Genomic DNA, 9,065 nt, shown 5'->3' on the forward strand with positions numbered 1-9,065 from the left:
TAGGAGTCTTACGGCAATGACGATACGGACAGCATGGATCCTGCCAACGGCACTCGCCGCGGCGTGCGCGGGCATCGCGGCACCGGCAAGCGCGGGCCAGGCGCAGCAGAACAGAACGACCGAGCAAGAGGCGGGGCGGATCGTCTCGCAACCGGCGCGCGACGTGGGCGTGGCGAAGACCAAAATCCCGCCGCTGCTCGTCCAGGTGAGCGAGGCGCCTTACACAACGCGCGGCGCCGGTACCTGCCGGCAGATCGCCAGCTCGATCTCGGCGCTGAACGGCGTGCTCGGCCCGGATTTCGATGCCGACGGTACGCCGAAGAAGCGCAACCTCGCCAAGGCCGGCGGCGAGGCAGTGGTCAATTCGCTGATCCCGTTCCGCGGGCTCGTGCGCGAAGTGAGCGGGGCAGCGCCGGCCGAGCGACGGCTGAATGCAGCGTTCGACGCGGGCTTTGCGCGCCGCGGCTTCCTGCGCGGCCTGCAACGGGCCAAGGGTTGCCGGGGATAAGAGGGATCGACGGCGGCGCGGACATGAACCACGCCGCCGCCGAAGGGTCTAGCCGGTGGCCTGGAGCGCGTGCTTGAGATCGCGCATCTCGTCATGGCCGGCGCGAACCGAGCCATAGGCAGTCTGGATCGCCGATTTCGTCCCGGCGGACAGGTCCTGATCGTCAAGGGCGGATTCGAACTTCGCCTTGATATGATCTTCGCCGCGCTCGACCTCGTTGACGATCGCCGCGTCGTCCTGGCCAGTGACGGCGGCCTTCAGGTTCAGGAAGGCGCGGTGCGCACCGGCGAGTAGCGTACCATCATCCTCGGGATTGCCGCCGAGGCGCGATACTTCGGCCTGGAGCGCGGAGACGACCTGGCGGCGCTCCGTCGCGCGGGCGGTGAACAGCTGGCCGTAACGGCTGTTCTCGGCGTCCTTCGCTGCCTCGGTATAGCCGTCGACGCTGTCGAGCGTCGTGGCGATCAGGCCGTTGAGCGTGCGGATGTCGTGGCTGGTCTCAGTCATGGAGAGCTCCTGATTGCGTGAGCGGACTGAACGCGCACGCCGGAGAATGGGGCCGTATCAGCGCGGGTTTTTCTCGCTGATCGAGATCAAGCGGGCACGAGCACGCGCCGCAGCAGCGGCAGGAGCTGATCGCCCTGGCGCCTGATCTCGGACAGATAGGGCGTGTCCGACAGCACGAAATGCGTGATGCCGAGCGCCTCGTACTTCCGCAGCGACGCGGCGACATCGGCGGCCGAGCCGACCAGCCAGGTGGTGCCGGCGCCGCCGCCGCCGAACTTGCCGGGCGCGGTGTAGAGATTGTCGTCGAGCACCTCGCCGCGCGCATGGAGATCGAGCAGGCGCTGCTGGCCGGTCGCGACCCAGGTCCGGTGGTCGTTCCAGCCCCTGCCCTCGCCCTTCGCCATCTCGGCGACCTTGGCCTCGGCATCGGCCCAGGCCTGTTCGGTAGTGTCGCGCACCAAAGTGGTGATGCGCAGGCCGAATTCGAGCGGCGGGAGATTGCGGTCGAGATCGCGGCTCAGCCCCTTCAGCCGATCGATCCGCTCGCGCACGCCGTCGAGCGGCTCGCCCCAGAAGAGCTGGACATCGGCCTCGGTCGCGGCGACCCGCTCGGCCGCGGCGGAGGCGCCGCCGAAATAGAAGCGCGGGTGACGCCGGTCGCCGCGGGCCTGAAGGCGCGGGGCCACGGTGGAGCGGGTGACGCGGAAATACTCGCCGGCATAGGTCACCTCCTCCTCGGTCCAGAGGCGGCGGACGAGCTGCATGAATTCCCTGGTGCGGGCATAGCGCTGCGCCTGATCGCCCTCGCTGTCGCCGTACGCGGCGAGATTGTCCTGGCCCGACACGATGTTGATGCGCACCCGGCCGCCGCTCAGATCGTCGAGCGTCGCCGCGGCCGAGGCGAAATTGGCCGGGCGCCAATAGCCGGGGCGGATGGCGATCAGCGGCTCGAAGCTGGTGGTGCGCGCGGTGAGCGCGGTCGCAAGGGTGAAGGTATCGGGCCGCCCCCAGCCGGTGCCGAGCAACGCGCCCTTCCAGCCATGATCCTCGAGCGCTTTGGCGTGCTCGGTCAGCGTGTCCAGGCTGCTGGCGCCCGCCGGCGTGGTGTCGCCGCGATGGCCGGCGCCGATTTGATTGGGGATGTACCAGAGGAATTCGGAATCGCTGCTCATGACGCACCTTGCTGGAGTATTCCTATCGATCTGATAGGAATTAAGATGCTGGAGCGCAACGGGTGAATGCGGGGGCGGAAAGAAGGTGCGGATCGGCCGCGGCAATGGCCGCGTGTTACCAGCCCTCGACGATGCGGTTGACCGTCTCACCGGGGTTGCGGTGGCGGTGCCATTTGAGGAAGCGGACGGCGGCCCGGTTCTTCGTGCGGCGATCGGCGACGAGCAGGCCGGGATCGTCCATTTTCTCCGCAAGGTCCTCGAGCAGCGGGGTGAATTGCAGCTTGTCGATATGCTGGTCGAACAGGGCGGCGAGCAATTCGCCATATTGCGCCTGGGCGTGAAGCGAGATGTGGTAGAGCGCCCAGCTCATCACCAGGGCGAGCAGGGCGAGGCAGAGCAAGGCGGGCGGCGGCGGCAGCACCGTGAGATAGCGCGTGCCCGTCAACCAGCCGGTCGCGGCATAGGCGGCGCAGACCGGCGCGGCCAGCGCCAGGCCGAAACTGGCATAGATGGCGCTGTCGACAATGGCCTGCTGGTCGTCCAGCTCCCCGCGCAGATCCTTGTCGATCGAGACCCAGAGGCGATACCAGGCGAAGACGCCGTCCAGCCCGTATTTCCGGTCGGGATAGGATTCGAAGGCCTTGAGCAGATTGCCCATGCGCGTGGGGTAGAGCGCGCGTTCGACCCCGTCGGGCCCCGCGGGATATTCGCGGATCATCAGGCGCAGCTCGGTGCAGCGCGGATCGGCGCGGTCGAGCGCATCGGCGCGCGTGCGCAGGCGCGCGAGGCGGCGCTGCTGCCAGACGACGCCCCAGGCGCAGAGCCGGGCGGGCCAGTAGCGCCGGCCCTCGAACACCATGTAGATCGGCATGTCGAGCAGGAGCGTGAGCCAGCCGAGGCAGAGGATCGCGACCGGGAAGCTGACACTTTCCGCCACGGTGACGCGGAGTGCGGCCAGCGCGGCGGTGATGAGCGGCCATAATATCGCGGAAAACAGCGCCCCCGGCAGAACGAGACGGAGGATGAGCTTGGTTGCGATGTCGAACGGCAGCTTCATCAATCGTCGGGTGAGGTGCCGGACCCGTGCGGCCCGGCCATCGGCGCGCTATCCGGGGCCCATTCCTGCTGCTGCTGCTGCTGCTGCTGCTGCTGTTGCTGTTGTTGTTGCTGTTGCTGCTGTTGCTGCTGCTGCTGTTGTTTCGGCTTGATGCCGAAAAGGCGCAGCACGCGCCGCACAAGCCCCGCGAAAAAGCCGGTGTCGCCCGAGCCAGTCTTGCTCATCGCCTATTCCCCCACAGATCAGACCTGACCGGCATAGCAGTATTCGGGGGGATTGGGGAGCATGCGGCGAGGCATGGCGAGGCGCCGATCGGCCATGCGCGGAACCGCCCTTGCCTGCGGGTAGATTTTTTGCCGGCGATGAGAAACAGCGCGCGCCCGGCGGGTGCGTATCGGGATTTGTAGGCGAGCCGCCGGTCCAGTTGAATCGAGCGATACGGCTAGAGCAATCGCCGGCTATTTCCTGACCGAAAAGCCATAGGGGATGTACAGGAACAGCTCCGTATTGCTCACCTGCTGCCAGGCGATGGCCTGATCCAGACCGGTGACGTCGAGACCATAGTCCGCCCCGTAAAAGCTGAGCGCGTGCTGAGCGCCGGCGGCGATGCGGCGATAGATGTCGTCGCGATATTGCTCCGGGTTGATGATGGTGAGCGCGAGCTGGCCCTTTTGCGCGATCTGCGAGCGGCCGGTGGCGGGCACGGATTTGACGAAGCCGTTGATCTTTTGCTGGGCGTTGCCGATCGAGCCTTCCAGCTTCGTCTTCACCTTGAGATGCACGGTCGCGATGCTGCCGTCATCCTCGAACCCCGGCGGCGGCTTGTTGTCGTCATCGTCGTCATCCTCGTCGTCGGTCGCATCGGCCTTGCCGGCCAGGGCGGGAAACCGGTCCTGCCAGTTGGCGCGCGTCACCTCGACCAGCTCGAACTGACCGGTGACGAGGCTGAACCCGTCGCGTTTCGCGCGGTCGATCGCGTCGAGCAGCATGGCCTGGACCTCGCGCTTGCGCATGTCCGCCTCGCGCGAATCCGACACGATCTCGATCGTCCGCACGGCGGAATCCGCCATGCGCTTCAACCCGATCACCGGCGGCGGGCGGACGACGGTGCCGGGGGCGGAAATACGCTGGCCGGTGACGACGATCTCACCGCCCCCATCCTGCGCGAACGAGGGGCCGGCGACGAACGCCAGGCAGCCGAGCACCGCGCAGGCAAAGGCTTTCATGGCTCTTCTCCCGACCGGCATCATTTGGGAAGGATCATGTAGCGATAGGGCACATAGAGGAACACATCGGTGCCGCTCACCTGCGACCAGGAAACCTGGCCGTCCACGCCGCTGACCTGGACGGCATATTCGGGGCCGAACATCGCGGCATAATGGCGGGCATTGTCCGCCACCAGTTGCACGATCGCGTCGCGATACTGATCCGGATTGACGATGGTGAGCGCCAGCGCGCCCGACTTGTCCACGGTGCCGCGGCCCGAGCGCGGCACGCTCTTGATGAAGGCATCGAGGCGCTTTTCCGCATCGGCGATCGACCCGGCCAGCCTGACCTTGACCATGAGCGTCGCCTGGCTGGTATCGACGCGCCCGGCCGAGACCAACGGCAGATCCTGATAGGTCGCCCTGGTGACCGGAACCAGCTCGAAGCCGCCCGTGACCAGCTCGACCCCCGCGGCCCCGGCACGATCCAGCGCGGCGAGCACCATGGTGTGGATCTCGCGCTTGCGGGTCGCCTCGTCGCGCGAGTCCGACGCGACCGCGATCTGCAGCACCGCGGCGTCCGCCTGCCGGCGGAGCCCGACGACCGGGCGGTCCTGCTGCGCATAGCGGGCGTTGAGCCGGTTGCCGGTAACGACGACTTCACCCAGCCCGGGGGGCGGTGCAGGCGCATCCTGCGCAAGGGCCGGAACGGCGGCCCCACCAAGGATCGCGGCCGCCAGAAAAAGTCCTGGTCTCATCCCTGGTCTCATCATCGTCTCTCCCGGGAGGAGGGTCGGTCGATTCGGCGCGGATGGCAAGCGGCAATGCGACGGTGCCCGGGCTTGCGTGCGGACACGCGCATTAACCGCTTGTTGTCGTGCGACGGCATAGGGCGGTACGGTGACGCTGCTCGCTGAAATATGGGCCCAGGCCCGGCCGGTCGCGATCGTGAGCGCGTTCAGCCTGTCGCTGATGACGGCGCTCGAACTTCTGTTCCCGCGCGAGAAGCAGTCGCTGCACCAGAGGCTGATGGGACTGGGAATCTGGGCGTTCTACGTGCCGATCAGCATGGTGATCTACAAGCTGTTCCATCATCTGTGGGTCGCGATCGGCATCAGGCCGCTGATAAGCTTGCCCATGTCCTTCGACTGGGCGGGAATCCCGGGGATGGTGATGGCGCCGATCGCGGCCGCGCTGATCTACGACTTCTTCTTCTACTGGTTCCACCGGGCCCAGCACGCCCTCGCCTGGCGCTTTCATGCGGTGCACCACTCCATCCGGGAGCTGAACGCCGCCAATTCCTACCATCATGTCAGCGAGCCGATCTTCCAGGCGGTGTTCCTGTTGCTGCCGGTAAGCCTGATCGTGACCGATACCGGCCCGACCGTTCCGGCGATGCTGATCATCCTGCATCTCCAGGCGTCCTTCCTTCACTCGCCGACCCGCATCAATCTCGGGCCGTTGCGCGTGTTCTTCTGCGACAACCAGTTCCATCGCATCCACCATTCGCTCGAAGAGAAGCATTTCGACCGCAATTTCGGGGCCTTCACCACCCTGTGGGATCGCCTGTTCGGCACGGCGTGGTTCCCCGCCAGGAACGAATGGCCCGACACGGGGCTGGCGGAGATCGACCAGCCGCGCAGCCTGCGGGCTTGGGTCGACCTGCCGATCAGGTTCCGGCGCGGGCGCCCGGACGAACCGGCCGAGTCCGCGCTGGTCCATTGAGCCACGCCGCCGTGCCGCCGCGGCGGCGGTGACCCGGCCTCACCGCGACGGCCGTGGTGCCTTGTCCTTGTTGCGCTTGTCGGCGACGAAGCTGTGGCCGCCCTCGCCCTTGTAGATGTCGAACAGGCCGATCGCCTCGAACAGCTCGGGGAAATTGCGCATGCCGTAATTGCGCGGGTCGATCGAGGCCTGGCGCTTGGCCGCGCTGCCGGCGGCGGGCATCGAGGCCCAGCCATCGTCCCAGGCGGCCGCCTCGACCGCGCCGCGAAGGATGGTGACGAGGGTGGCGTCCTGGGCGAGGACCTTGCCCGGCGATTTCGGCGGGGACGCCTCGGCCTTGGCCTTTGCGCCGGCGCCGGCGGCCTTGTCCTTCTTTTCGGCGGGCGGCGCGGCGGGGGCCGGTGCGGCGGGATCAGCGAGGCTGTCGAGATAGAGGAAGGTGGTGCAGGCGTTGACGAACGGATCGGGCGTCTTGCGTTCGCCAAAGCCATAGACGTCATGGCCGTTGGCCTTGAGCTGCATGACGAGCGGCGTGAAATCCGCGTCGCTGGAGGCGATGCAGAAGCCGTCGAGCTTCTGGGTGTAGAGCAGTTCCATCGCGTCGATGACGAGCGCGATGTCCGTCGCGTTCTTGCCGGTCGAATAGCTGAACTGCTGGATCGGGCGGATGGCGAAGGCGTGCAGCTTCTCCTTCCAGCCCTTCAGGCCGGCGCTGCCCCAGTCGCCATAGGCGCGGCGGATATTGGCGGTGCCGTATTTGGAGAGCTCGGCCAGGATCAAGGCGATCTTGGTGTGCGAGACATTGTCGGCGTCGATCAGCAGCGCGATGCGGCGATTGGGGGCCGGGGTGGTGGGTTGATAGTCTTCCATGATGTTCTTTCGTGTCGGGGCCCGATCGTTTGTCGGGGCCCGCTTATGGGGCGCGGCGCGATGTTCCGGCGGCGCTTGGTGGATGGCGTGATGGCGGTGCGTGAGTCGCCGGTGCCGGATGAGGGTAGCATAGGGTGGCGGGGATTGCCGCTTCGTGCGGGATGATCAGCCCGGGACATAGGGCACCTGCCTGTCGGCGACGCGGGCCATGGCCTTGCGCAGGCGCTCGACCAGGCCATCGGACTCGGCGTCGGGCCCGCCGACGCCGGCCCATGTCTTCGGATCGCGGGCCCGCAGCCATTGCAGCCCGGCGCGGACATCCGCCCGCACTTCACGGGCATAGCGGACGATGACCGGGGCCGTGGCGCCGGCGGGCAGGAAGACGCGGACCGCTTCCTCCACATAGCCGATGGCGCGTTCGTAGAGTGCGCGCTCGACGCGTTCGTTTGCCCTGGCCTTGCCGAGCGCGGTGGCCTCGGCGAAGTCGGGATAAGCGGCGCGCCAGCGGACGATGGTGGCGCGCGGGACGCCGAATTCGGCGGCGAGTTCGCGATCGGTGAAGCCATTGGCGCATTGCTCGCGGGCGCGGCGGGCGAAAGCGGGTTTGTAGGGGACGGGGCGGGTCTCGGTCATGCGGCGGGGTTTTAGCCGCGTGGTTCGGTGGTTTGAATCGAGCGGTGACGGGTGCTCGGGGAGGCAGCCGGGGGAGATATGGGACACCGGTTGTCGCGTATCTGCGTCGGCGGGGATTTTGGAAATATTACTTTATTGTTCAATAGCTTAACTGGAAATCTGATTGGATCGCAAAGGGCATTCGGGCGTCGCGGTTCGGGATAGGCGGGTCTCTTAGTCCTCGCCGAACAGCGTGGCGAAGGCGGTTTTCGCCGCGACAAGCCCGTCGTTCGTGAAGGTCACCGATTTGGTCTTGTTCCGCGGATCGTCCAGCAATCCCTTTGCGTGCAATCGATCGGTGGCGCCCCAGTCGAAAGTCTTCCAGGCGCGAAAGTCGTCGTGCAACCCGAGATAGAGCAGCGCGAGCGTGGCTTCATCGATCCTGTCATGGTCGATCGGCATGGCGGGATTGGACCTCAGATTGCGGCGGCGGTCAACGGGTTTGGTGCGGGCCTCGATGGGTGGATGAAGTGCGCTGCACCATCATTCCGAACGGAAGCCAATTGGTGCCCCGGCGCCACAATTCTCGCCCACGCGCTTCAGAATTTCGCCTTCAGGCCTGCCTCATCGATTTTCGTACAGGTCCCATCGTCTTTTCCCTGGACGATGATCATGTCTTTGCCCGCCCCTGTCTTGCGGACAACCTGACCTTGAAGCACTCCCGATTCCCGGTTGATCAGCACCCTGTGAGTATCGACATCATTTCCGTCTTTAACAGTGCTGCTCAGAGAGATTGTCTGCGGGCTGAATTCATACTTGCACCCCGTGCTGCACCAAGGAGCGAAACGCTTTGTTCCCAAGTCCCATAGTTCGACCGTCTTCGCGGGCTCGTCGACGCGGAATTTGCTGACGAAAAAGGTCGTGACGTTCTGTTGAACACCGGTTCCGAAGCTGTGAACTTGCGCGCTCATGACGTTACAGGAAAGCAGGATGGCCCGGCTCGGAGGCCTGGGCTCCGGAGTATGGGACGCTTGTTGGCCGCAGGCCGCCAACGCCAGCGCCGATCCAATGAATAACTGGCGCATAACCCTCCCCTCTTTTAACGGCAGCCCATACGTGACACCGCGACTTCCTCTCCAAGTTCTGAGGGGAGATCAAGCATGCTCAGCCTGTCCCGCCAGCGCCGCTTTTCGATGGTGCGGACGTTCGGCTCGTCCTTCAGGCTGGCCAGATAGCGGGCAAGGTCGACCAGTTCCGCATCATCCTCCGCGCCATCATAGGCGCGCGGATAGATGGCGTTGCCATAGTTGCGGATGCATTTTTCCGGCGTGTCGGCATGATGAAGGCAGGCTAGCGCGGGGGACATGCCTTGTCTTGCGGTTCGCTCGGCGAGCATTGGGTTCGTGCTG

13 protein-coding genes are annotated in these 9,065 nt (G+C 65.9%); 2 read left to right on the forward strand and 11 right to left on the reverse strand.

Annotated features, from left to right (window positions below):
* Window positions 1-16: 16 nt before the first annotated feature.
* Window positions 17-508 (forward strand): hypothetical protein, encoded by a 492-nt coding sequence (locus ACZ1I5_RS15785; protein ID WP_465170188.1) that lies wholly within the window; start codon window positions 17-19, stop codon window positions 506-508.
* 48 nt (window positions 509-556) lie between these two features.
* Here ACZ1I5_RS15785 and ACZ1I5_RS15790 read toward each other — a convergent pair whose 3' ends face one another.
* From ACZ1I5_RS15790 to ACZ1I5_RS15815, 6 genes are all read right to left on the reverse strand, one after another.
* The gene (locus ACZ1I5_RS15790) at window positions 557-1,015 is read right to left on the reverse strand and encodes a PA2169 family four-helix-bundle protein (protein ID WP_465170189.1); all 459 of its coding nucleotides are present in this window, start codon (window positions 1,013-1,015) and stop codon (window positions 557-559) included.
* 86 nt (window positions 1,016-1,101) lie between these two features.
* Window positions 1,102-2,187, reverse strand: coding sequence for an LLM class flavin-dependent oxidoreductase (locus ACZ1I5_RS15795; RefSeq protein WP_465170190.1), 1,086 nt, complete (start codon window positions 2,185-2,187; stop codon window positions 1,102-1,104).
* Between the two features lie 115 nt (window positions 2,188-2,302).
* A complete protein-coding gene (locus tag ACZ1I5_RS15800) occupies window positions 2,303-3,244 on the reverse strand; it encodes a hypothetical protein (RefSeq protein ID WP_465170191.1) in 942 nt (313 codons plus the stop codon).
* Window positions 3,244-3,468: a hypothetical protein gene (locus ACZ1I5_RS15805; protein ID WP_465170192.1), complete on the reverse strand. Its 225-nt coding sequence runs from the start codon at window positions 3,466-3,468 to the stop codon at window positions 3,244-3,246. Before ACZ1I5_RS15805 ends, ACZ1I5_RS15800 begins: the two co-directional genes overlap by 1 nt.
* Window positions 3,469-3,702: 234 nt before the next feature.
* A complete protein-coding gene (locus ACZ1I5_RS15810) occupies window positions 3,703-4,470 on the reverse strand; it encodes a hypothetical protein (protein WP_465170193.1) in 768 nt (255 codons plus the stop codon).
* A gap of 20 nt (window positions 4,471-4,490) precedes the next feature.
* Window positions 4,491-5,207 carry a TonB-dependent receptor gene (locus tag ACZ1I5_RS15815; protein ID WP_465170194.1) on the reverse strand — a complete coding sequence of 239 codons (717 nt, stop codon included), beginning with the start codon at window positions 5,205-5,207 and terminating at the stop codon, window positions 4,491-4,493.
* A gap of 142 nt (window positions 5,208-5,349) precedes the next feature.
* Between ACZ1I5_RS15815 and ACZ1I5_RS15820 the strand changes: the two genes are divergently transcribed.
* On the forward strand, window positions 5,350-6,174 hold the full coding sequence (locus tag ACZ1I5_RS15820) for a sterol desaturase family protein (protein WP_465170195.1): 825 nt from the start codon (window positions 5,350-5,352) through the stop codon (window positions 6,172-6,174).
* Window positions 6,175-6,213: 39 nt separating this feature from the next.
* Here ACZ1I5_RS15820 and ACZ1I5_RS15825 read toward each other — a convergent pair whose 3' ends face one another.
* The 5 genes from ACZ1I5_RS15825 to ACZ1I5_RS15845 form a co-directional block, all read right to left on the reverse strand.
* Window positions 6,214-7,044: an NYN domain-containing protein gene (locus ACZ1I5_RS15825; protein WP_465170196.1), complete on the reverse strand. Its 831-nt coding sequence runs from the start codon at window positions 7,042-7,044 to the stop codon at window positions 6,214-6,216.
* A 165-nt stretch (window positions 7,045-7,209) separates the two neighbouring features.
* Window positions 7,210-7,677, reverse strand: coding sequence for a hypothetical protein (locus ACZ1I5_RS15830; protein WP_465170197.1), 468 nt, complete (start codon window positions 7,675-7,677; stop codon window positions 7,210-7,212).
* A gap of 213 nt (window positions 7,678-7,890) precedes the next feature.
* Window positions 7,891-8,118 (reverse strand): DUF6429 family protein, encoded by a 228-nt coding sequence (locus ACZ1I5_RS15835; protein ID WP_465170198.1) that lies wholly within the window; start codon window positions 8,116-8,118, stop codon window positions 7,891-7,893.
* A 137-nt stretch (window positions 8,119-8,255) separates the two neighbouring features.
* Complete coding sequence (locus ACZ1I5_RS15840) at window positions 8,256-8,741, reverse strand: hypothetical protein (RefSeq protein ID WP_465170199.1); 486 nt, start codon at window positions 8,739-8,741, stop codon at window positions 8,256-8,258.
* A 14-nt stretch (window positions 8,742-8,755) separates the two neighbouring features.
* Window positions 8,756-9,022, reverse strand: a complete 267-nt coding sequence (locus ACZ1I5_RS15845) for a hypothetical protein (RefSeq protein ID WP_465170200.1) — start codon at window positions 9,020-9,022, stop codon at window positions 8,756-8,758.
* Between the last annotated feature and the right edge of the window lie 43 nt (window positions 9,023-9,065).

It is taken from the genome of Sphingomonas sp. BL-S-30, from assembly GCF_055521475.1.